Origin of the sequence: Streptomyces sp. ISL-43 (assembly GCF_018614195.1) — a bacterium.
GTDB lineage: Bacteria > Actinomycetota > Actinomycetes > Streptomycetales > Streptomycetaceae > Streptomyces.
Genome location: NZ_JAGGOT010000008.1, coordinates 242,396 through 263,501, shown reverse-complemented (window position 1 = coordinate 263,501; position 21,106 = coordinate 242,396). Strand labels below are relative to the sequence as shown.

20 protein-coding genes and 1 pseudogene are annotated in these 21,106 nt (G+C 69.9%); 12 read left to right on the top strand and 9 right to left on the bottom strand.

Annotation, left to right across the window (positions count from 1 at the left end; all coding sequences use genetic code 11):
- Nucleotides 1-23: 23 nt before the first annotated feature.
- The 5 genes from J7F03_RS05045 to trxA all read left to right on the top strand — a co-directional run bounded on the left by J7F03_RS05045 (nucleotide 24) and on the right by trxA (nucleotide 4,897).
- Nucleotides 24-1,745: a protein kinase family protein gene (locus tag J7F03_RS05045; protein ID WP_214947406.1), complete on the top strand. Its 1,722-nt coding sequence runs from the start codon at nucleotides 24-26 to the stop codon at nucleotides 1,743-1,745.
- Nucleotides 1,746-1,771: 26 nt separating this feature from the next.
- Nucleotides 1,772-2,473, top strand: coding sequence for an RNA polymerase sigma factor SigM (sigM, locus tag J7F03_RS05040; protein ID WP_214947405.1), 702 nt, complete (start codon nucleotides 1,772-1,774; stop codon nucleotides 2,471-2,473).
- On the top strand, nucleotides 2,470-3,411 hold the full coding sequence (locus J7F03_RS05035) for a hypothetical protein (protein WP_214947404.1): 942 nt from the start codon (nucleotides 2,470-2,472) through the stop codon (nucleotides 3,409-3,411). Before sigM ends, J7F03_RS05035 begins: the two co-directional genes overlap by 4 nt.
- A gap of 128 nt (nucleotides 3,412-3,539) precedes the next feature.
- Entirely contained in the window at nucleotides 3,540-4,499 is a 960-nt protein-coding gene (gene trxB / locus J7F03_RS05030) for a thioredoxin-disulfide reductase (RefSeq protein WP_214947403.1), read from the top strand.
- Between the two features lie 53 nt (nucleotides 4,500-4,552).
- Complete coding sequence (gene trxA, locus J7F03_RS05025) at nucleotides 4,553-4,897, top strand: thioredoxin (RefSeq protein ID WP_214947402.1); 345 nt, start codon at nucleotides 4,553-4,555, stop codon at nucleotides 4,895-4,897.
- Between the two features lie 74 nt (nucleotides 4,898-4,971).
- Here trxA and J7F03_RS05020 read toward each other — a convergent pair whose 3' ends face one another.
- From J7F03_RS05020 to rpmH, 9 genes are all read right to left on the bottom strand, one after another.
- Nucleotides 4,972-5,589 carry a GNAT family N-acetyltransferase gene (locus tag J7F03_RS05020; protein ID WP_214947401.1) on the bottom strand — a complete coding sequence of 206 codons (618 nt, stop codon included), beginning with the start codon at nucleotides 5,587-5,589 and terminating at the stop codon, nucleotides 4,972-4,974.
- A gap of 101 nt (nucleotides 5,590-5,690) precedes the next feature.
- A complete protein-coding gene (locus J7F03_RS05015) occupies nucleotides 5,691-6,785 on the bottom strand; it encodes a ParB/RepB/Spo0J family partition protein (RefSeq protein WP_214947400.1) in 1,095 nt (364 codons plus the stop codon).
- Nucleotides 6,782-7,873 carry a ParA family protein gene (locus J7F03_RS05010; protein WP_214947399.1) on the bottom strand — a complete coding sequence of 364 codons (1,092 nt, stop codon included), beginning with the start codon at nucleotides 7,871-7,873 and terminating at the stop codon, nucleotides 6,782-6,784. The genes J7F03_RS05015 and J7F03_RS05010 overlap by 4 nt, the downstream gene beginning before the upstream one ends.
- A 284-nt stretch (nucleotides 7,874-8,157) precedes the next feature.
- On the bottom strand, nucleotides 8,158-8,919 hold the full coding sequence (gene rsmG / locus J7F03_RS05005; protein ID WP_251071410.1) for a 16S rRNA (guanine(527)-N(7))-methyltransferase RsmG: 762 nt from the start codon (nucleotides 8,917-8,919) through the stop codon (nucleotides 8,158-8,160).
- 89 nt (nucleotides 8,920-9,008) lie between these two features.
- On the bottom strand, nucleotides 9,009-9,518 hold the full coding sequence (locus tag J7F03_RS05000) for a R3H domain-containing nucleic acid-binding protein (RefSeq protein WP_214947397.1): 510 nt from the start codon (nucleotides 9,516-9,518) through the stop codon (nucleotides 9,009-9,011).
- Between the two features lie 15 nt (nucleotides 9,519-9,533).
- Nucleotides 9,534-10,637 (bottom strand): membrane protein insertase YidC, encoded by a 1,104-nt coding sequence (yidC, locus tag J7F03_RS04995; protein ID WP_214947396.1) that lies wholly within the window; start codon nucleotides 10,635-10,637, stop codon nucleotides 9,534-9,536.
- A 3-nt stretch (nucleotides 10,638-10,640) separates the two neighbouring features.
- Nucleotides 10,641-10,922, bottom strand: a complete 282-nt coding sequence (gene yidD / locus J7F03_RS04990) for a membrane protein insertion efficiency factor YidD (protein WP_078950077.1) — start codon at nucleotides 10,920-10,922, stop codon at nucleotides 10,641-10,643.
- A complete protein-coding gene (gene rnpA / locus J7F03_RS04985) occupies nucleotides 10,919-11,293 on the bottom strand; it encodes a ribonuclease P protein component (RefSeq protein ID WP_214947395.1) in 375 nt (124 codons plus the stop codon). Before rnpA ends, yidD begins: the two co-directional genes overlap by 4 nt.
- A gap of 22 nt (nucleotides 11,294-11,315) precedes the next feature.
- Nucleotides 11,316-11,453 carry a 50S ribosomal protein L34 gene (gene rpmH / locus J7F03_RS04980; RefSeq protein ID WP_008741645.1) on the bottom strand — a complete coding sequence of 46 codons (138 nt, stop codon included), beginning with the start codon at nucleotides 11,451-11,453 and terminating at the stop codon, nucleotides 11,316-11,318.
- Nucleotides 11,454-11,813: 360 nt separating this feature from the next.
- Between rpmH and dnaA (J7F03_RS42590) the strand changes: the two are divergent.
- The 7 genes and pseudogenes from dnaA (J7F03_RS42590) to gyrB all read left to right on the top strand — a co-directional run.
- Nucleotides 11,814-12,336 (top strand): annotated as a pseudogene (dnaA, locus tag J7F03_RS42590) (chromosomal replication initiator protein DnaA); the annotation flags it as partial.
- Nucleotides 12,337-12,377: 41 nt separating this feature from the next.
- Nucleotides 12,378-13,613, top strand: a complete 1,236-nt coding sequence (dnaA, locus tag J7F03_RS04975) for a chromosomal replication initiator protein DnaA (protein ID WP_374104269.1) — start codon at nucleotides 12,378-12,380, stop codon at nucleotides 13,611-13,613.
- 879 nt (nucleotides 13,614-14,492) lie between these two features.
- Complete coding sequence (dnaN, locus tag J7F03_RS04970) at nucleotides 14,493-15,623, top strand: DNA polymerase III subunit beta (protein ID WP_214947393.1); 1,131 nt, start codon at nucleotides 14,493-14,495, stop codon at nucleotides 15,621-15,623.
- Between the two features lie 211 nt (nucleotides 15,624-15,834).
- Nucleotides 15,835-16,710: a phosphogluconate dehydrogenase (NAD(+)-dependent, decarboxylating) gene (gnd, locus tag J7F03_RS04965; RefSeq protein WP_214947392.1), complete on the top strand. Its 876-nt coding sequence runs from the start codon at nucleotides 15,835-15,837 to the stop codon at nucleotides 16,708-16,710.
- A gap of 154 nt (nucleotides 16,711-16,864) precedes the next feature.
- The gene (recF, locus tag J7F03_RS04960; RefSeq protein WP_214947391.1) at nucleotides 16,865-18,001 is read left to right on the top strand and encodes a DNA replication/repair protein RecF; all 1,137 of its coding nucleotides are present in this window, start codon (nucleotides 16,865-16,867) and stop codon (nucleotides 17,999-18,001) included.
- Nucleotides 18,002-18,066: 65 nt separating this feature from the next.
- Nucleotides 18,067-18,573, top strand: coding sequence for a DUF721 domain-containing protein (locus tag J7F03_RS04955; RefSeq protein WP_214947462.1), 507 nt, complete (start codon nucleotides 18,067-18,069; stop codon nucleotides 18,571-18,573).
- Nucleotides 18,574-19,038: 465 nt separating this feature from the next.
- On the top strand, nucleotides 19,039-21,105 hold the full coding sequence (gyrB, locus tag J7F03_RS04950; protein ID WP_214947390.1) for a DNA topoisomerase (ATP-hydrolyzing) subunit B: 2,067 nt from the start codon (nucleotides 19,039-19,041) through the stop codon (nucleotides 21,103-21,105).
- Nucleotide 21,106 lies beyond the last annotated feature (1 nt).

Genomic DNA, 21,106 nt, shown 5'->3' with positions numbered 1-21,106 from the left:
CGGATGGGGAGGCAGGGACGACGGTGGCGGAACGTAGCACGGCTGCCGTCGACGTGGCCGACAACGGCGGCGACGAGCCGCCGGCCGCTGAGGCGGCCAAGGCCACGGCCGACGGGGTGGACACCCAGAACGGACGAGCCGCGGACGGACCCATGCTCGAAAAGGACGGCGAGCGCAGGAACGCGGCACCTGCGGCCGCGCCCGAACTCCACAGCGGCCACAAGCTGGCCAGACGCTACCGCCTCGAAGAGTGCGTCACCCGTGTGGACGGATTCAGCAGCTGGCGCGCGATGGACGAGAAACTGCGCAGGGCCGTGGGCGTCCACCTGCTGCCCGCCGACCACGCCCGGGCCCGGGCGGTCCTGGCCGCCGCCCGCTCCTCCGCCCTGCTCGGCGACCCCCGATTCGTCCAGGTCCTCGACGCCGTGGAAGAGAACGACCTCGTCTACGTCGTCCACGAGTGGCTGCCCGACGCCACGGAGCTCACCGCGGTCCTCGCGGCGGGCCCCCTGGAGCCGCACGAGGCCTACCAGCTCGTCAGCCAGATCTCCCAGGCCATGGCCGCGGCGCACCGCGAGGGCCTGGCACACCTGCGCCTGACCCCCAGCGCGATACTGCGCACCTCCACGGGCCAGTACCGCATCCGGGGCCTCGCCGTGAACGCCGCCCTGCGCGGCATCACCAGCGAAACCCCGCAGCGCGCGGACACCGAGGCCATCGGCGCCCTCCTGTACGCCGCCCTGACCCAGCGCTGGCCCTACGAGACCGACGCCTACGGCCTCACCGGCCTGCCCAAGGGCGTCGGCCTGATCGCCCCCGACCAGGTCCGCGCCGGCGTGCACCGGGGCCTGGGCGAGCTCGCCATGCGCGCCCTCGCCAACGACGGGGCCACCGCCTCCCGTCAGGAACCCGCCTGCACCACCCCGGAAGAGCTGTCGAAGGCCGTCGCCGCGATGCCCCGCATCCGGCCGCCGGAGCCCACCTTCACCGCGCCTCCGGAGTACCAGCACACCACCTACCAGCAGGGCAGCTACGGCAGGCCCACGCCTTCCGGCATGACCACCGCGCAGCCGCTCGCCGTCGTGCCCCCGCCTCCGCCCCTGCAGAGCCGTACCGGCCGGGCCCTCAAGTGGGGCGTCGCCGCCCTGCTGATCGCCGCCCTCGGCCTGGGCAGCTGGCAGCTCGCCGACACCCTGCTGGACTACCGCGGCACCCAGGGCGACAGCGGCCCCAACCCCTCCCAGCCCAACACCAACGACGCCGAGGACAAGAAGGAGCCCGCGCAGCTCCCCATCACCGGGGCTCAGGAGTACTACCCGGACGGCACGCCGCAGAACGCCACCGAGGTCGCCAAGACCCACGACGGGGACGCCTCCACCTTCTGGCGCACCAAGAGCTTCTACGAGGGCCCCCAGATCAAGATCAAGGACGGCGTCGGCATCGTCTACGACCTCGGCGCGGAGTACGAGGTGAGCGAGGCTTCGATAGCGCTGAGGTTCGCCGGTGACCACACCACCCTCGCCCTCTACAAGACCGACTCCTCGTCCCCCAAGGGATCCGTCGGCTCCATGAAGAAGATCGCCGACACGACCACCTCGGGTACCGCCGTGAAACTGACGCCCGTGGAGCCGGTCAAGACGCGCTACGTGCTCCTGTGGATCACCGCGCTCCCGCAGGCCCCCGGTGACGAGTACAGCGATCCCGGCTACAAGCAGGGCGTCACCGACGTGACGTTCAAGGGCTGACGTACGACAGGGGGAGGGGCTCACCGTTGGACGACCCGACACCCGGTGGCAGCAGCGACCAGGAACTCCTGGCCCTGCACGCCGCCGGAGACCCCGATGCCTTCGGTGAGCTCGTACGGCGCCACCGCGACCGGCTGTGGGCGGTGGCCCTGCGCACCCTCGGCGACCGGGAGGAAGCCGCCGACGCCGTGCAGGACGCCCTGGTCTCCGCCTACCGCGCGGCGCACACCTTCCGCGGCGAGTCCGCCGTCACCACCTGGCTCCACCGCATCACCGTGAACGCCTGCCTGGACCGGGCCCGCAAGGCCGCCTCCCGCAGAACCTCCCCCCTCGACGACACGGACCGCCTGGAGCGCCTCCTGGAGCCCCACGAGTCCGCCGAGGCCCCCGCGGAGCGCCAGGACCTCCATCGCCAGCTCCTGGCCGCTCTGGGCACCCTGCCGGCCGAGCAGCGCGCCGCGCTCGTCCTCGTCGACATGCAGGGCTACCCCGTCGCCGAGGCCGCCCGGCTGCTCGACGTCCCCGTCGGCACCGTGAAGAGCCGCTGCGCACGCGGCCGGGCCAGGCTCGTCCCGCTCCTCACTCATCTGCGCACGTCCGGCGGGGATAACACCGACACCGAGCGGGGAAGGAACCGGACACCGGGGACAACCGTCCCACCAGCGGCAGACCGCGGGCAGAGCGCCCCGGATCCCAACGCAGTGAAGGGCGGAGGTGGACGAGCGTGAGCACCACGACCGGCACGGTCCGGCACCCCGACGTCTCGGAGATCTCCGAGCTGACGGAGGGCCTCCTCTCCCCGTCCCGCACGGCGGAAGTCCGCAGCCATCTCGGCGACTGCGCCCTGTGCGCGGACGTACGCGCCTCCCTGGAGGAGATCAGGTCCCTGCTCGGCACCCTTCCCGGGCCCGCCCGCATGCCCGCCGACATCTCCGGCCGGATCGACGCGGCCCTCGCCGCCGAAGCGCTCCTCGACGCCACCACCCCGCACGAGGAGGCCGGTCCCACCCCGCGGCCCGCGTCCTCCGCCAGGTCCGGCCCCGATGTTTCACGTGAAACATCGCCCACCCCGCTCGCGGAAACCGGCGCCCTGCGGCCCTCCGGTCACCCGGCCGGCCCAACCGGCCCCGGCCGGCGTCGCGCCCGCCGCCGGATCGCCCTCGCGGGCGGCCTGCTCGCCGCCTGCGCCGCCGGTGTCCTGCTGTTCAACCTGTTCTCCGGCCTCCCGTCCTCGCAGGACACGGCCGCCGGAGGCGACGCCGCCACCGCCCGGTCCCGGTCCGACACGCACGACTACACCGCGCAGGGACTCCGGGACCAGGTCCGCGAGCTCCTCGCCACCGGGGACCGGGCGAAGAGCGACCCGGGGGAGCAGAACAAGACCTACGGGGTGGAGAACAACTCCCCGGCCGCCCCGGGCCTCGCTCCGGGCGACGGCGAGGCGCCCCGGGTCCCGGCCTGCGTCCAGGAGGCCACCGGCCGCTCGGAGAGCCCCCTGAGTTTCGAGCGCGGCACCTACGAGGGGACCGACGTCTTCCTCCTCGTCCTGCCGCATCCCGGCGACCCCGCCTCCGTGGACGCCTACCTCGTCGGCTCCGGCTGCGTCACCACCCCCTCGGCCGCTCCCGAAAAGCCGTTGCTGAACGGCACTTACCCCCGGAGCTGAGACGCCGCGGGGCCCGGGGGGACAGCGCGGGAATGCATGCGCCGTAGGATCCGTTGGGTGGGGTGAGAGTTCACACCGGCCCACCCCCGGTAGGCAGCAGGCAGTCCGCAGAGACGAGGAAGCAACCCGTGAGCGACGTACGAAACGTGATCATCATCGGCTCCGGGCCGGCCGGTTACACCGCCGCCCTGTACACCGCACGTGCTTCGCTCAAGCCCCTGGTCTTCGAAGGTGCCGTCACCGCGGGTGGCGCGCTCATGAACACCACCGAGGTCGAGAACTTCCCCGGCTTCCAGGACGGCATCATGGGGCCCGACCTCATGGACAACATGCGCGGCCAGGCCGAGCGCTTCGGCGCCGAGCTGGTTCCGGACGACATCGTGGCCGTGGACCTCACCGGTGAGATCAAGACCGTCACCGACACCGCCGGCACCGTGCACCGCGCCAAGGCCGTGATCGTGACCACCGGCTCCCAGCACCGCAAGCTCGGCCTGCCGAACGAGGACGCCCTCTCCGGCCGCGGCGTCTCCTGGTGCGCCACCTGCGACGGCTTCTTCTTCAAGGACCACGACATCGTCGTGGTCGGCGGCGGCGACACCGCGATCGAGGAAGCCACCTTCCTCTCCCGGTTCGCCAAGTCCGTCACGATCGTCCACCGCCGCGACTCCCTGCGCGCCTCCAAGGCCATGCAGGACCGCGCCTTCGCCGACCCGAAGATCAAGTTCGCCTGGGACAGCGAGGTCGCCGAGATCCACGGCGACCAGAAGCTCACGGGACTCACCCTGCGCAACACGAAGACCGGTGAGACCTCCGAGCTGCCCGTGACCGGCCTCTTCATCGCCGTCGGCCACGACCCGCGCACCGAGCTGTTCAAGGACCAGCTGGACCTGGACTCCGAGGGCTACCTCGAGGTCGACGCCCCCTCCACCCGCACCAGCCTCACCGGTGTGTTCGGCGCGGGCGACGTCGTCGACCACACCTACCGTCAGGCCATCACCGCCGCGGGCACCGGCTGCTCCGCCGCCCTCGACGCCGAGCGCTTCCTCGCCGCCCTCGCGGACGCCGAGAAGGCGCACGCGACGGTCTGACACCCTCAAGCACCACCACACCCCACTCCCCGCAGGAAAAGAAGGAGGCCGCTGTGGCCGGCACCCTCACTAACGTGACCGACGCTGACTTCGACGCCAAGGTCCTCAAGAGCGACAAGCCCGTCCTGGTGGACTTCTGGGCCGCGTGGTGCGGTCCGTGCCGTCAGATCGCGCCGTCCCTGGAGGCCATCGCCGCCGAGTACGGCGACGAGATCGAGATCGTCAAGCTCAACATCGACGAGAACCCGGCCACGGCCGCCAAGTACGGCGTCATGTCCATCCCGACGCTGAACGTCTACCAGGGCGGCGAGGTCGCCAAGACCATCGTCGGTGCCAAGCCGAAGGCCGCCATCCTGCGTGACTTGGACGACTTCATCACGATCAAGCCCGTCGCCTGACCCCTCCGGGTCCGTCGCGGTGACGTGAAACGGGTCCGCTCCCGACAGGGGGCGGCCCCGTTCGCGCATCCGCCTCAGAGCGGACGCAGCGCCGGCTCCTTCCGGGCCGCGCCCAACAGGCGGTCCAGGGCCAGCTCCACGTCTTCCTTCCACGACAGCGTGGACCGCAACTCCAGCCGCAGCCGGGGGTGGAGCGGATGCGGCCGTACCGTCTTGAAGCCGACGGCCAGCAGGTGGTCCGCCGGCAGGAGACAGGCCGGCCGCTCCCACCGGGCGTCGCCGAAGGCCTCGATCGCCCGGAACCCCCTGCACAGCAGGTCCTTCGCCACCGTCTGGACCATCACCCGCCCCAGGCCCTGCCCCTGATACCCCGGACTGATCCACGCCGTGATGAGCTGTACGGCGTCCGGCGACACCGGGCTGGTCGGGAAGGCGGTCGCGCGCGCCACATAGGCCGGCGGTGCGTACAGGACGAACCCGACGGGCACCTCGTCCACGTAGACCACCCGGCCGCACGAACCCCATTCCAGCAGGACGGCGGAGATCCACGCCTCCTTCTCCTGGGCAGGAGTACCCGCCTTCACGGCGGCCTCGCCGCTGACGGGGTCGAGCTCCCAGAAGACACAGGACCGGCAACGCCGGGGCAGGTCCTGAAGGTTGTCCAGCGTGAGCGGTACCAGCCGACGACCCATGACCGCATGGTATCCACAGCTCGAATCACCCGAAACCGCAACAAGGCAAAGGGGCGGGCCGCGCCGGTTCCCACCGGCACGACCCGCCCCCAGGCTGTGGACTACTCCCCGGAGAGTCCCTGCTCCAGCACCCGGCCCTCGCCCGGCGCCAGCGTCCCCAGAATCCGCTCCAGGTCCTCCATCGACGCGAACTCGACGGTGATCTTGCCCCTCTTCTGGCCGAGGTCCACCTTCACCCGCGTCTCGAACCGGTCCGACAGCCGCGTCGCCAGCTCGCTCAGCGCGGGAGCGACCCGGGCCCCGGCGCGCGGACCCTTCGGCTTCACGGCGCCCGGAGTCTCGGACCCCATCAGCGACACGATCTCCTCGACCGCGCGCACCGAGAGCCCCTCGGCCACGATCCGGTGCGCCAGCCGGTCCTGCTCCTCGGAGTTGTCCACCGAGAGCAGGGCCCGGGCGTGGCCCGCCGACAGCACTCCCGCCGCCACCCGGCGCTGCACGGGCGGCGACAGCTTCAGCAGGCGCAGCGTGTTCGAGACCTGCGGACGCGAGCGCCCGATCCGGTCCGCCAGCTGGTCGTGCGTGCAGTTGAAGTCCTGGAGCAGCTGGTCGTACGCGGCGGCCTCCTCCAGCGGGTTCAGCTGAGCCCGGTGCAGGTTCTCCAACAGCGCGTCCAGCAGCAGCTTCTCGTCGTCCGTGGCCCGGATGATGGCCGGAATCCGCTCCAGGCCCGCCTCCCGGCACGCCCGCCAGCGCCGCTCGCCCATGATGAGCTCGTAGCGGCCCGGGGCCGACTGCCGCACCACCACCGGCTGGAGCAGGCCCACCTCCTGGATGGAGGTCACCAGCTCCGCCAGCGCGTCCTCGTCGAACACCTCGCGCGGCTGCCGCGGGTTCGGCGTGATCGAGTCCATCGGGAGCTCCGCGAACGTCGCACCCGCCACCTCGCCGGCCACCGGGGCCGCGACCGGCTCCGGCACTCTCGCCGCCGCGATCGCCGCCGATGTTTCACGTGAAACATCCGCCTGCGCCAGCGCGGCCAGCCTCGCCGCCGCGATCCCCCGCTCCGAAGGCAGCACCGGCACCGCCGACGGAGACGTCGACCCGGCGCCGATCACCGGCGGCGTCTGCTCCTGCGGAGCCGCCGGAATCAGCGCGCCGAGCCCTCGCCCCAGACCCCTACGTCGCTCACTCACTGGATCCCCTCCGCCATGCTCTGCGTGTTGTTCAGGCCCGCACTCAGATGAGGGTGCTGGGCGTCGTACTGGATTCCGGCCCCGCGCAGCGCGATCTCCCGCGCCGCCTCCAGGTAGGAGAGGGAACCGCTGGAGCCCGGGTCGTAGGTCAGCACCGTCTGCCCGTAGCTCGGAGCCTCCGAGATGCGGACCGACCGCGGGATGCTCGTGCGCAGCACCTCCTTGCCGAAGTGGGTGCGCACCTCCTCCGCCACCTGCGAGGCCAGCCGGGTCCTGCCGTCGTACATCGTCAGCAGGATCGTGGACACGTGCAGCGTCGGATTCAGGTGGGCCCGCACCAGGTCCACATTGCGCAGCAGCTGCCCGAGCCCCTCCAGCGCGTAGTACTCGCACTGGATCGGGATCAGCACCTCCGCGCCCGCGACCAGGGCGTTCACCGTCAGCAGGCCCAGCGAGGGCGGGCAGTCGATCAGGATGTAGTCGAGCGGCTGCTCGTACGCCTGGATGGCCCGCTGGAGGCGGCTCTCCCGCGCCACGAGGGAGACCAGCTCGATCTCCGCGCCCGCCAGGTCGATCGTGGCCGGAGCACAGAACAGCCCCTCCACATCGGCCACCGGCTGGACGACCTCCATCAGCGGGCGGCTGTCCACGAGCACGTCGTAGATGGACGGCACGTCCGCGTGGTGGTCGATGCCCAGCGCCGTGGAGGCGTTGCCCTGCGGGTCGAGGTCGACCACCAGGACGCGCGCACCGTGCAGGGCCAGGGAGGCGGCCAGGTTCACGGTCGACGTGGTCTTGCCCACGCCGCCCTTCTGGTTGGCCACCACCATGATCCGGGTCTGTGCGGGCCTGGGCAGGCCTTCACCCGCACGGCCCAGGGCCTCGACCGCGATCTGCGCGGCTCGGCCGATGGGCGTGTCTTCGTTGTCTACAAGCGGCGGGGCCGATGTTTCACGTGAAACATCCTCACCCGGCGATTCAGAGCGGGGACCGGGGACCGGATCGGCCATCGGCCCCGCGAGGTTGGCGTCTGACCGCACGGTGTCACTCTCCTCGGCATCAGGCTCGCGATGAACAGAGCCTGCCATGTCACCGGGGTCGCGAACCAGCGGGGCCCGTACTCCTGTGGATGAATCCACCGATGTGGACAACTCCGTCCCCCCTTCGGGCTTGCGGTGACGGGGGGACGCAGCCGCACGACCGCGGCTGATGATTCCGTGCAGCAGAGAGCGACGTTTCACGTGAAACACGATGCCCGGACGGAGTCATCCGACCGCTACGACACTCCGAAATCCATACCTATAGGGCTCAACACATCCCAAAACTCCGCCGGAACCGGGAGGAACCAGCGGAGAACCAGGGAAGGCCGGGATCAGCGGCGCCGGCGGGTACGGCTCACCCGGGCGGCCTTGGCCCGCTTCGCCGCGAACCTCACACCACCGGGGCTCTCGCCCACCTCGACCCGGACCACCGTGGACAGCGGGTCCACGACGCCCTCGCCGACATGCAGCACCGAGGTCTTCACCACACCGAGCTTGGTCAGCGCGGCCTTCGCCGCCACCAGCTCCTCCTCGGCGGTGTCCCCCTTCAGCGCCAGCATCTCGCCGTACGGCCGCAGCAGGGGCACGCCCCATCCGGCGAGCCGTTCCAGCGGTGCCACGGCACGCGCCGTCACCACGTGCACCGGCTGCAGCTTGCCGAGGACTTCCTCGGCCCGCCCGCGCACCACCGTCACGTGGTCGAGCCCCAGCAGCTCCACGACTTCCTGGAGGAAGTTCGTGCGGCGCAGCAGCGGCTCCAGCAGCGTGATCTTCAGGTCACGGCGCACCAGGGCCAGCGGGATGCCGGGAAGACCGGCGCCCGAGCCCACGTCGCACACGGTGACGCCCTCGGGCACCACCTCCGAGAGCACGGCGCAGTTCAGGAGGTGCCTCTCCCACAGCCGCGGCACTTCACGCGGCCCGATCAGGCCCCGCTTCACGCCCGCGTCCGCCAGCAGCTCCACGTACCGCACAGCTTCCGGGAAAAACTCACCGAACACCGCGCGCGCCTCTTCGGGTGCCGGGGGCGCTTCTTCAGGCGTCGGGGGAAGCTCAGCTGCCTCCGTCACGGGGACCGTCCTTCCGTACCGCATGGTTGTGAAAAACCACGGTCGTCACTGCCAGGCTGACAAACATCGGCCCCGCCTGCGATACAGACGGGGCCGAACACTCAAGCTTCCGGTCAGGCCGGGAGCACGACGACGAAGCGCTGCGGCTCCTCGCCCTCCGACTCGCTCCGCAGACCGGCGGCCGCCACGGCGTCGTGGACGACCTTCCGCTCGAACGGGGTCATCGGGGCCAGCTTCAGGGGCTCGCCGGACGTCTTCACGTCCACGGCGGCCTGGGCGCCGAGCGCCGTCAGCTCCTCGCGCTTCTTCGCCCGGAACCCGCCGATGTCCAGCATCAGCCGGCTGCGGTCCCCGGTCTCGCGGTGCACGGCGAGGCGGGTCAGCTCCTGCAGAGCCTCCAGCACCTCTCCGTCGCGGCCCACGAGCTTCTGCAGGTCGCGCGCGGACTCGCTGACGATGGAGACCGAGGCACGGTCCGCCTCGACGTCCATGTCGATGTCGCCGTCCAGGTCGGCGATGTCCAGCAGACCCTCAAGGTAGTCGGCCGCGATCTCACCCTCCTGCTCGAGGCGGGTCAGGGTGTCGCCACTCTCAGCAGCGGCGGTGGTGGTGCCTTCCGTCACGGGAGGGACTCCTTCTTACTTCTTGGAGGGCTTGCTGGGGGGCGTCTGACGCTGCGACTTCGACTGCCGCTTGGGCTGCTGCCGCTTCTGGGCACCGCTGCCGGCCGCGTCGGCGTCGACGGTCGCCTCGACACTCTTCATCACGGAGCCGTCCTCCTGCGCTGCCATGCCCTGCTTGCTCAGAGCGGTGATGAACTTGCGCTCGTTGTCGTTGCGGTCCGGGCCCTTGGCCACGATCGCCGCGACGATCTTCTTCTTGCTCCGGCCCTTGATGGCACCGTGCGAGGAGACCTGCTTCAGCAGCCGCGTCAGGTACTGGTCCTGGGCCTTGCTGCCCGGGGTCGGGTTCTGGTTGATCACGTACATCTGCTGACCCATGGTCCACAGGTTCGTGGTCATCCAGTAGACGAGGACGCCGACGGGGAAGTTGATGCCCATGACCGCGAAGATCAGGGGGAAGACGTACATCAGCATCTTCTGCTGCTGCATGAACGGCGTCTTGACCGAGAGGTCGACGTTCTTCTGCATCAGCTGACGCTGGGTGTAGAACTGCGACAGCGACATCAGGACGATCATGATGGCGGTGACGACACGCACATCGGTGATCGAGGCGCCCAGAGCGGCGACCTTGTCGGCGCTGTCCGTGAACTTGGAAGCCAGCGGAGCACCGAAGATGTGCGCGTTACGCGCGCTCTCCAGCAGCGGGCCGTCGATCTCGCCGATCGGCTTGCCGTTCGCGATGCCGGCGAGCACGTGGTAGAGCGCGAAGAAGAACGGGGACTGCGCCAGGATGGGAAGGCACGAGGAGAGCGGGTTGGTACCCGTCTCCTTGTACAGCTTCATCATCTCTTCGGACTGGCGCTGCTTGTCGTTCTTGTAGCGCTCCTGGATCGCCTTCATCTTCGGCTGGATCGCCTGCATGCCCCGCGTCGCCTTGATCTGCTTCACGAAGAGCGGGATCAGACAGATACGGATCAAGATCACCAGGGACACGATGGACAGGCCCCAGGCCCATCCGCTGTCCGCGCCGAACATGGCGCCGTACAGCTTGTGGAACTGAACGATGATCCACGAGACGGGCGTGGTAATAAAGCTGAACAGACTGGCAATCGTGTCCACTAATCAGGCTCCTTGAGCATTGCGAGATCTACGCAACGCACTGCGCAGCTGCTCGTGCCAACGCGGGCGTTTCCGAGGTGGGACATGATCCACACCGCCCGGAGACCACGGATTGCACCGCAGGATCCGCCAGGCGGTCAGAACCGTCCCCTTCACCGCACCATGCCGGTCGATGGCCGTGAACCCGTAGTGCGAGCACGAGGGGTAGTAGCGGCACACCGGCCCGAGCAGCGGACTGATGGTCCACTGGTACAGCTTGATCAATGCGAGCAGCGGGTACTTCATCGAGCCTCGCCTCCCACGAGCCGCAGCAGTGCGGCATCGAGGTCCCGGGCCAGGTCGTCGTAACCGGCATCACCCGCTCCGGGCAGAGCCCGTACCACTACCAGGCTACCTTCGGGCAACTGAGACAGTCGCTCGCGAACGAGATGGCGCAGCCGGCGCTTGACCCGGGTGCGTACGACGGCGCCGCCGACAGCCTTGCTGACGACGAAACCCGCACGCGTCGAGGGATCGATCTCCCCCGGCTCGTGCGGGTCCGTTGCACCGCTTGTACGTAGGTGGACGACGAGGAGCGGGCGACCAGCCCGACGACCTCGACGTACCGCGCTCGCGAAGTCCTCGCGCCGCCTCAGCCGATTTTCGGGAGACAGCACGACGTCACGATCCGCCCGTCAGTTACGCGGAAAGGGCGGCGCGGCCCTTGCCACGACGGTTCGCGAGGATCGCGCGACCGGCACGGGTACGCATCCGGAGACGGAAGCCGTGGGTCTTGGCACGACGGCGGTTGTTCGGCTGGAAGGTGCGCTTGCTCACTCGGGGGCTCCAGAGAATAAATCGTTGTGGCGGGACATCGCCTGGCTGTCACCGTGCGCCCACGAGGAGGAATACTCGCGTGTTCGCCCGAGTGGCACCGCTAAACGATCACCAAACAGTGACCTTCGCCCATCGGTAGGCAGGCGGCAGCAGCCATCGACAACTCGACCTCGTTACGGTACGCGCGGCTACGCCATCCGGTCAAACCGAGCCGACGAGGCCCCACACTGTGCACAGGCTGTGGACAACGACTTGAACCGTACCCGTCGGCCTGACTACCGTTGCTTGACCCTGGATTTTTTGTCCCGACCGTCCCAAAGAACCACACATTCGTGGGACCCCTCTGAGAGAGCGTGCTCTGTGGCTGACGTACCTGCCGATCTTGCCGCAGTGTGGCCAAGGGTGCTCGAAAAGCTCCTCGGGGAGGGACAGAACAGCATCGAGCCCAAGGACAAGCAGTGGGTCGAGCGCTGCCAGCCGCTCGCCCTCGTCGCCGACACCGCTCTGCTCGCCGTCCCCAACGAATACGGCAAGCGCGTCCTCGAAGGCCGCCTCGCCCCGCTCATCAGCGACGCCCTCAGCCGCGAGTGCGGCCGGCCCATCCGGATCGCCATCACCGTCGACGACTCCGCAGGCGAGCCCGCGCCCCAGGCCCCGTCCGCACCCTCCGCGCGCGACGCCTACGAGCCCTACGGCGGCCAGCGTCCCGGCGGTCACACCGGGCCCGGGGGCCACACCGGCCACACGGGCCCCGCCGACGACCAGCTGCCGAACGCCCGCCCCGCCTACCCGGACTACCAACAGCCGCGCCCCGAGCCCGGCGCCTGGCCCCGCGGCGGCCAGCAGGACGACTACGGCTGGCAGCAGCCCCGCCTCGGCGGCTTCCCCGAGCGCGATCCGTACGCCTCCCCGCAGCCGGGCTACCTGCAGCAGTCCGAGCCCTCCTCCTACGACCAGGGCTCCTACGAACAGCAGAAGTACGAGCAGCAGGGTTACGACGGCCAGCAGCAGCGCCAGTCCCGCCAGTACGAGCAGCAGCAGTACGAGCAGCAGCCCGCGCGCCAGGCACCCAGCCGGCCCGCGCCCTCGGCCCCGTCCGGCGGGTCCACCTCGGGCCCGCTGGAGCCGACCGCCCGGCTGAACCCCAAGTACCTCTTCGACACCTTCGTCATCGGCGCCTCCAACCGCTTCGCGCACGCCGCCGCGGTGGCCGTCGCCGAGGCGCCGGCGAAGGCGTACAACCCCCTCTTCATCTACGGGGAGTCGGGCCTGGGCAAGACGCACCTGCTGCACGCCATCGGGCACTACGCCCGGAGCCTCTACCCCGGCACCCGGGTGCGGTACGTGAGCTCCGAGGAGTTCACCAACGAGTTCATCAACTCGATCCGCGACGGCAAGGGCGACGCGTTCCGCAAGCGCTACCGCGAGATGGACATCCTGCTCGTCGACGACATCCAGTTCCTGGCGAGCAAGGAGTCGACGCAGGAGGAGTTCTTCCACACCTTCAACACGCTCCACAACGCCAACAAGCAGATCGTGCTCTCCTCCGACCGGCCGCCCAAGCAGCTCGTCACCCTGGAGGACCGGCTCCGCAACCGCTTCGAGTGGGGCCTGATCACCGACGTCCAGCCGCCCGAGCTGGAGACCCGCATCGCGATCCTGCGCAAGAAGGCCGTCCAGGAGCAGCTCAACGCCCCGCCGGAGGTACTGGAGTTCATCGCCTCCCGCATCTCGCGCAACATCCGCGAGCTGGAGGGGGCGCTGATCCGGGTCACGGCCTTCGCGAGCCTGAACCGGCAGCCGGTCGACCTGGGCCTGACCGAGGACGTCCTGAAGAACCTGATCCCCGGCGGCGAGGACAGCGCGCCCGAGATCACCGCGACGGACATCATGGCCGCCACCGCGGACTACTTCGGGCTCACCGTGGACGACCTGTGCGGCTCCTCGCGCAGCCGCGTACTGGTCACCGCCCGGCAGATCGCCATGTACCTGTGCCGGGAGCTCACGGACCTCTCGCTGCCGAAGATCGGGGCGCAGTTCGGCGGCCGCGACCACACCACCGTCATGCACGCGGACCGCAAGATCCGCGCTCTGATGGCGGAACGCCGGTCCATCTACAACCAGGTAACGGAGCTCACCAACCGCATCAAGAACGGCTGACGCGGACGCGGTGCGAGGGCCGTACGGGCGTCGCCGAGGCCTCGCCAAACGCTTTTAGAGGGCGCTCCCGGGTCACTTCGGGGGCGCCCTTCGTCATGTGCGCGCCCCCAACCTGTTCGAATACGCCCCCAATGGAGCAACTCATCCACAGATTGGGCGACTTTCTTCCGTCCACAGGCTGGGGACGGCTCGCCCCACCCACAAGACTGTCCACAGGCCCCGGCCGTGAGGCACCATCGGGGCTGGTCACCCCCCTGTGGATTTGTGAGCAACGACTGTCCACAGCCTGTGGACAGAATTTTCGTCCACAGGCTCCTCCACCGCGTTGTCCACCGGCGATCCACAGCTTCCCGCGACCTGTGCACAGGATGGGAAGACTTCCCCACATCGTTGTCCACTGTTCGGCAACGAGGAGGCCGCTCTCACCGCCCCGAGTGAAAGCGGTCACACCGAAGTCGACGTTTGGGCTGTGGAGTACTCGGGGAAACCTGGGGACACACCTGTGGAGTAGTCGGGGTCATCTGGGGACGGCCTGTGCAGAACTTTTCGTTCTCCACAGATACCCCCGGTTGTCCACCGGTGCCACCCACAGGGTGTGGGGATAAAAAACGCGGGCTGACCTGCGAGAACGGGCTTATCCACCGTTTCCACAGGCCCTACTACTACCCCCATAGAGAGTTAGCCCGGTTTCGGTTTTCAAGCAGGTCCTGTGCACAACTCGGTGGATCGCCCTCCCCGACACCTCGCTCCCGACTTGACCGCCGACAGCGACGACTGTCGGCGCCGTACGTCAGACTGGTCCCCGGCATCGGTCGAGGCATCGACGAGCCGACGACGAAGGCCGGCAGACGAGCGAGCAACAGCAGGAGGCGGTTTCCGGTGAAGATCCGGGTGGAGCGCGACGTACTCGCGGAGGCGGTGGCCTGGGCTGCCCGTAGCCTCCCGGCCCGGCCGCCGGTGCCCGTTCTCGCGGGCCTGCTGCTGAAGGCCGAAGAGGGCAAGCTGTCCCTCTCCGGCTTCGACTACGAGGTCTCGGCCCGCGTCTCCGTCGAGGCGGACGTCGAGGAGGACGGCACCGTCCTGGTCTCCGGCCGACTGCTCGCCGACATCTGCCGCGCCCTCCCCAACCGCCCGGTGGAGATTTCCACAGACGGTGTACGGGCGACCGTGGTCTGCGGCTCCTCGCGATTCACACTCCACACCCTGCCTGTGGAGGAATACCCGGCACTGCCGGTGATGCCCACGGCGACCGGCACCGTGCCCGGCGAGGTCTTCGCCTCCGCCGCCGCCCAGGTGGCCATCGCCGCCGGCCGCGACGACACGCTGCCCGTGCTGACCGGTGTCCGCATCGAGATCGAGGGCGACCGCGTCACCCTCGCCTCCACCGACCGCTACCGCTTCGCGGTCCGCGAGTTCCTGTGGAAGCCCGAGGACCCGGCCGCCTCCGCCGTGGCCCTGGTGCCCGCCAAGACGCTCCTGGACACCGCCAAGTCCCTCACCAGCGGTGACACGGTCACCATCGCGCTGTCGGGTTCCGGCAAGGGCGAGGGCCTCATCGGCTTCGAGGGCGCCGGCCGCCGCACCACCACCCGCCTGCTCGAGGGCGACCTGCCGAAGTACCGCACGCTCTTCCCGACCGAGTTCAACTCCGTCGCCGTGATCGAGACCGCCCCGTTCGTCGAGGCCGTCAAGCGCGTGGCCCTCGTCGCCGAGCGCAACACGCCGGTCCGCCTGAGCTTCGAGCAGGGCGTGCTGATCCTGGAGGCCGGCTCCTCCGACGACGCACAGGCTGTGGAGCGCGTCGACGCGAAGCTGGAGGGCGACGACATCTCGATCGCCTTCAACCCGACCTTCCTGCTGGACGGCCTGAGCGCGATCGACTCGCCCGCCGCCCAGCTGAGCTTCACGACGTCCACCAAGCCGGCGCTGCTCAGCGGCCGCCCGGCGGTCGACGCCGAGGCCGACGAGGCCTACAAGTACCTGATCATGCCGGTCCGCCTCTCCGGCTGAGCGCATCCCGTCGGGCCCGGTCTCCGCTCCCGCGGGGCCGGGCCCGACGGCGTCCACAGCGCCCGTACGAGGCCTCGTACGCCGCCTCGCGCAGCCGCCCGGAGTGCCCGTGGGGCCGGGGCCCGCGGCCCGGCGTAGGCTCGGCCCAGGGATGTCCCCGGCAGCGGGGGAACCCCGGCACAGACGGCCACAACGCTTAAGGAACCACCTGATGGAGCTTGGTCTCGTCGGTCTCGGCAAGATGGGCGGCAACATGCGCGAGCGCATCCGCCGCGCCGGCCACACCGTCATCGGATACGACCGCGACCCGGACCTCGCGGACGTCCACAGCCTGTCGGAGCTTGTGGACAGCCTGCAGGCCCCCCGCGTGGTGTGGGTGATGGTCCCGGCGGGCGCGGCGACCCAGTCCACCGTCGACGAGCTCGGCGAACTGCTCTCGCCCGGCGACATCGTCGTCGACGGCGGCAACTCGCGCTGGACCGACGACGAGAAGCACGCCGAGGAGCTGGCTGCCAAGGGCATCGGCTTCGTGGACTGCGGAGTCTCCGGCGGCGTCTGGGGCCTGGAGAACGGCTACGCGCTGATGTACGGCGGCGACAAGGAGCACGTCGCGGCCGTCCAGCCGGTCTTCGACGCCCTCAAGCCCGAGGGTGACTTCGGCGCCGTGCACGCCGGCAAGGTCGGCGCCGGCCACTTCGCGAAGATGGTCCACAACGGCATCGAGTACGCCATGATGCAGGCCTACGCCGAGGGCTGGGAGCTCCTGGAGAAGGTCGACTCGGTCACCGACGTCCGCGAGGTGTTCCGGTCCTGGCAGGAGGGGACGGTCATCCGTTCCTGGCTGCTGGACCTGGCCGTGAACGCGCTGGACGAGGACGAGCACCTGCAGCAGCTGCGCGGCTTCGCGCAGGACTCGGGCGAGGGCCGCTGGACGGTCGAGGCCGCCATCGACAACGCCGTCCCGCTGCCGGCGATCACCGCCTCGCTCTTCGCGCGCTTCGCGTCCCGCCAGGACGACTCCCCGCAGATGAAGATGATCGCGGCGCTGCGCAACCAGTTCGGCGGCCACGCGGTCGAGAAGAAGTAGTCCACAACAGCCGAGGAAATCCACAACCGGTCCCCGTGGATCCACAGCCTGTGGATCCACGGCACCGGCCGTGACCTGTGGGTCCGCTGATCCACAGGTCGCACCACAGCTCCACAGAGCAGAGCAGCAGGAAGCCGGGGGAGGTCGGCGCCGTATGCACGTTTCGCATCTCTCGTTGGCCGACTTCCGCTCGTACGCCCGGGCCGAGGTTCCCCTCGACCCGGGCGTCACGGCTTTCGTGGGCCCCAACGGCCAGGGCAAGACCAACCTCGTCGAGGCCATCGGCTACCTCGCGACCCTCGGCAGCCACCGCGTCTCGGCTGACGCGCCGCTCGTGCGCATGGGCGCGGAGCGGGCCGTGATCCGGGCCGCCGTCACCCAGGGCGAGCGCCGGCAGCTGGTGGAGCTGGAGCTGAATCCGGGCCGGGCGAACCGGGCTCGTATCAACAGGTCCTCGCAGGTCAGGCCCCGGGACGTGCTGGGCATCGTCCGGACGGTGCTGTTCGCGCCCGAGGACCTGGCCCTGGTGAAGGGCGACCCGGGGGAGCGGCGGCGCTTCCTCGACGAGCTCGTGACGGCGCGCTCCCCGCGCATGGCGGCGGTGCGCTCGGACTACGAGCGGGTGCTCAAGCAGCGCAACACCCTGCTGAAGTCGGCGGCGATGGCCCGCCGGCACGGCGGCCGCTCGATGGACCTGTCCACCCTCGACGTGTGGGACCAGCACCTGGCGCGCGTGGGCGCCGAGCTGCTGGCCCAGCGCCTCGACCTGATCGCGACGCTGCTGCCGCTGGCGGACAAGGCGTACGAGCAGCTCGCGCCCGGCGGCGGCCCGCTGGGCCTGGCGTACAAGGCCTCGGCGGGCGAGGCCGTGGACCGGGGCGAGGCGCGCACCCGCGAGGCGCTGTACGAGGTGCTGCTCGCCGCGCTGGGCGAGGTCCGCAAGCAGGAGATCGAGCGCGGCGTGACCCTGGTGGGCCCGCACCGCGACGACCTGGTGCTGCGCCTGGGCGAGCTGCCGGCCAAGGGGTACGCGAGCCACGGCGAGTCCTGGTCGTACGCGCTGGCGCTGCGGCTGGCCTCCTACGAGCTGCTGCGCTCCGAGGGCAGCGAGCCGGTGCTGATCCTCGACGACGTGTTCGCGGAGCTGGACGCGCGGCGCCGGGAGCGGCTGGCGGAGCTGGTGGCGCGGGGCGAGCAGGTACTGGTGACGGCGGCGGTCGACGACGACGTCCCGGCGGTGCTGGCGGGGACGCGGTACGCGGTGTCCGGAGGCGAGGTGACCAGGCTGTGAACGACAAGGCCGACAAGACCGGCAAGGGCGACAGGGCCGACAGGACACAGCACGGCCAGGATCCGGTGCGCAGGGCTCCCGAGCCCTCGGGCGTGGACCTGGCGCGCCAGGCGCTGGCGGCCGCGCGGGAGCAGGCGCGCGCCCGGGGCAACGCGGCGACGGGCAGGAAGCGCCAGCAGCAGCCGGGCCTGCGCTCGGGCGCCCGCGCGGACGGCCGGGACCCGATGCCGCTGATGGCGGCGCTGGACCGGCTGCGCACGGAGCGCGGCTGGGAGATGCCGATGGCGGTGGCGGGCGTGATGGAGCGCTGGCCGGAGATCGTCGGCCCGGACATCGCGGCGCACTGCGTGCCGGACCGGTACGAGGACCGCGAGCTGGTGGTGCGCTGTGACTCCTCGGCGTGGGCGGCCCAGCTGAAGCTGCTGGCCCCTCAGCTGGTGGCGCGGCTCAACGCGGACCTGGGGCAGGGCACGGTCCGGCTGCTCAAGGTGCACGGGCCGGGCGGCGGGCCGAAGCGGTACGGCCCGCTGCGGGCGCCGGGCAGCACGGGACCGGGCGACACCTACGGGTGACCTGCGGGCTGACCTGCGGGTGCCTCGCGGGCTGACCTGCGGGTGCCCGCGCGAGGCCTCGTAACGGTCCCGGGCGGGCCCTCGTGGCGGCCCCGGCGGGCCCTGGCCGCGCTGCCCGCGCGAGTGGCCGTACGAGCGGCCCGAGACCCGGTGTACGCCCGGTGCGAACGGCTGCGCGGGTGGTGTCCCTCACGGTAGCGGGAGGTTGACAGCCCGAAGCGCTCAATGCCCGTGTGAGCCTCTTTGGGCCCCTCCCTGGATATGGGGAGTCGGAGAGTGATGTTTCAGGGCGGCACATGAGGACTCAGGTACCGGCAAACGCCCATTCATGTGGGTGATACCGGTAGACTGAACGAGAATCCCGCGCACGCGCGGGATCCAGTCGAGTAAAGCTGACCACCGCTGACAAACGCAGATCGACGCAGCCGCTCCCGCTTGCATGCCTGCCGGCCCGGAGTACGGCCTGTGCTGTGCCAGAAAGGGCGCTTCGTGGCCGATTCCGGCAACCCCAACGACAACCAGTCCACAGCCGGCCAGAACGGCGGCGACCCCGCTGCACCCGTTGAGTACACCGGCAGCCAGATCCAGGTCCTGGAAGGCCTGGACGCGGTCCGCAAGCGGCCCGGCATGTACATCGGCTCCACCGGCGAGCGGGGCCTGCACCACCTCGTCTACGAGGTCGTCGACAACTCCGTCGACGAGGCCCTCGCCGGCCACGCGGACACCATCGACGTCACGATCCTGCCGGACGGCGGCGTGCGCGTCATCGACAACGGCCGCGGCATCCCGGTCGACATCGTGCCCTCCGAGGGCAAGCCGGCCGTAGAGGTCGTCCTGACCGTCCTGCACGCGGGCGGCAAGTTCGGCGGCGGCGGCTACGCCGTCTCCGGCGGTCTGCACGGCGTCGGCGTCTCCGTGGTGAACGCCCTGTCGACGAAGGTCGCGGTCGAGGTCCGGCGTGACGGCTACCGCTGGACCCAGGACTACAAGCTGGGCGCCCCGACGGCCGCTCTCGCCAAGAACGAGGAGACGTCCGAGACGGGCACCTCGGTCACCTTCTGGTCCGACGGCGACATCTTCGAGACGACCGAGTACTCCTTCGAGACGCTCTCGCGCCGCTTCCAGGAGATGGCCTTCCTCAACAAGGGCCTGACCCTCTCCCTGACGGACGAGCGCGAGTCCGCGAAGGCGACGATGGGCGCGGACTCGGCGGAAGAGGCCGACGACAACCAGGCGCGCACGGTGAAGTACTACTACGAGGGCGGCATCGTCGACTTCGTGAAGTACCTCAACTCGCGCAAGGGCGAGCTGATCCACCCGACCATCATCGACGTCGAGGCCGAGGACAAGGAGCGCATGCTCTCGGTCGAGATCGCGATGCAGTGGAACTCGCAGTACACGGAGGGCGTCTACTCCTTCGCGAACACGATCCACACGCACGAGGGCGGCACCCACGAAGAGGGCTTCCGCGCGGCGATGACGGGTCTCGTCAACCGCTACGCGCGCGAGAAGAAGTTCCTCCGCGAGAAGGACGACAACCTCGCCGGCGAGGACATCCGCGAGGGTCTGACCGCGATCATCTCGATCAAGCTCGGCGAGCCGCAGTTCGAGGGCCAGACGAAGACCAAGCTGGGCAACACGGAGGCGAAGACCTTCGTGCAGAAGGTCGTGCACGAGCACCTCAACGACTGGTTCGACCGGAACCCGAACGAGGCCGCGGACATCATCCGCAAGTCGATCCAGGCGGCCACGGCGCGCGTCGCGGCCCGCAAGGCCCGCGACCTCACCCGCCGCAAGGGTCTGCTGGAGAGCGCCTCGCTGCCGGGCAAGCTGTCCGACTGCCAGTCGAACGACCCGACCAAGTGCGAGATCTTCATCGTCGAGGGAGACTCGGCCGGCGGCTCCGCGAAGTCCGGCCGCAACCCCATGTACCAGGCGATCCTGCCCATCCGCGGCAAGATCCTGAACGTCGAGAAGGCGCGGATCGACAAGATCCTCCAGAACACCGAGGTCCAGGCGCTGATCAGCGCCTTCGGTACCGGTGTGCACGAGGACTTCGACATCCAGAAGCTCCGCTATCACAAGATCATCCTGATGGCGGACGCCGACGTCGACGGCCAGCACATCAACACCCTGCTGCTGACCTTCCTGTTCCGCTTCATGCGGCCGCTGGTCGAGGCCGGTCACGTGTACCTGTCGCGCCCCCCGCTGTACAAGATCAAGTGGGGCCGGGACGACTTCGAGTACGCGTACTCCGACCGCGAGCGCGACGCGCTGGTGGAGCTCGGCAAGCAGAACGGCAAGCGGATCAGGGAAGACTCGATCCAGCGCTTCAAGGGTCTGGGCGAGATGAACGCCGAGGAACTGCGCATCACCACCATGGACGTCGACCACCGCGTGCTCGGCCAGGTCACCCTGGACGACGCCGCGCAGGCCGACGACCTGTTCTCGGTGCTGATGGGTGAGGACGTCGAGGCACGGCGCTCCTTCATCCAGCGCAACGCCAAGGACGTTCGGTTCCTCGACATCTGAG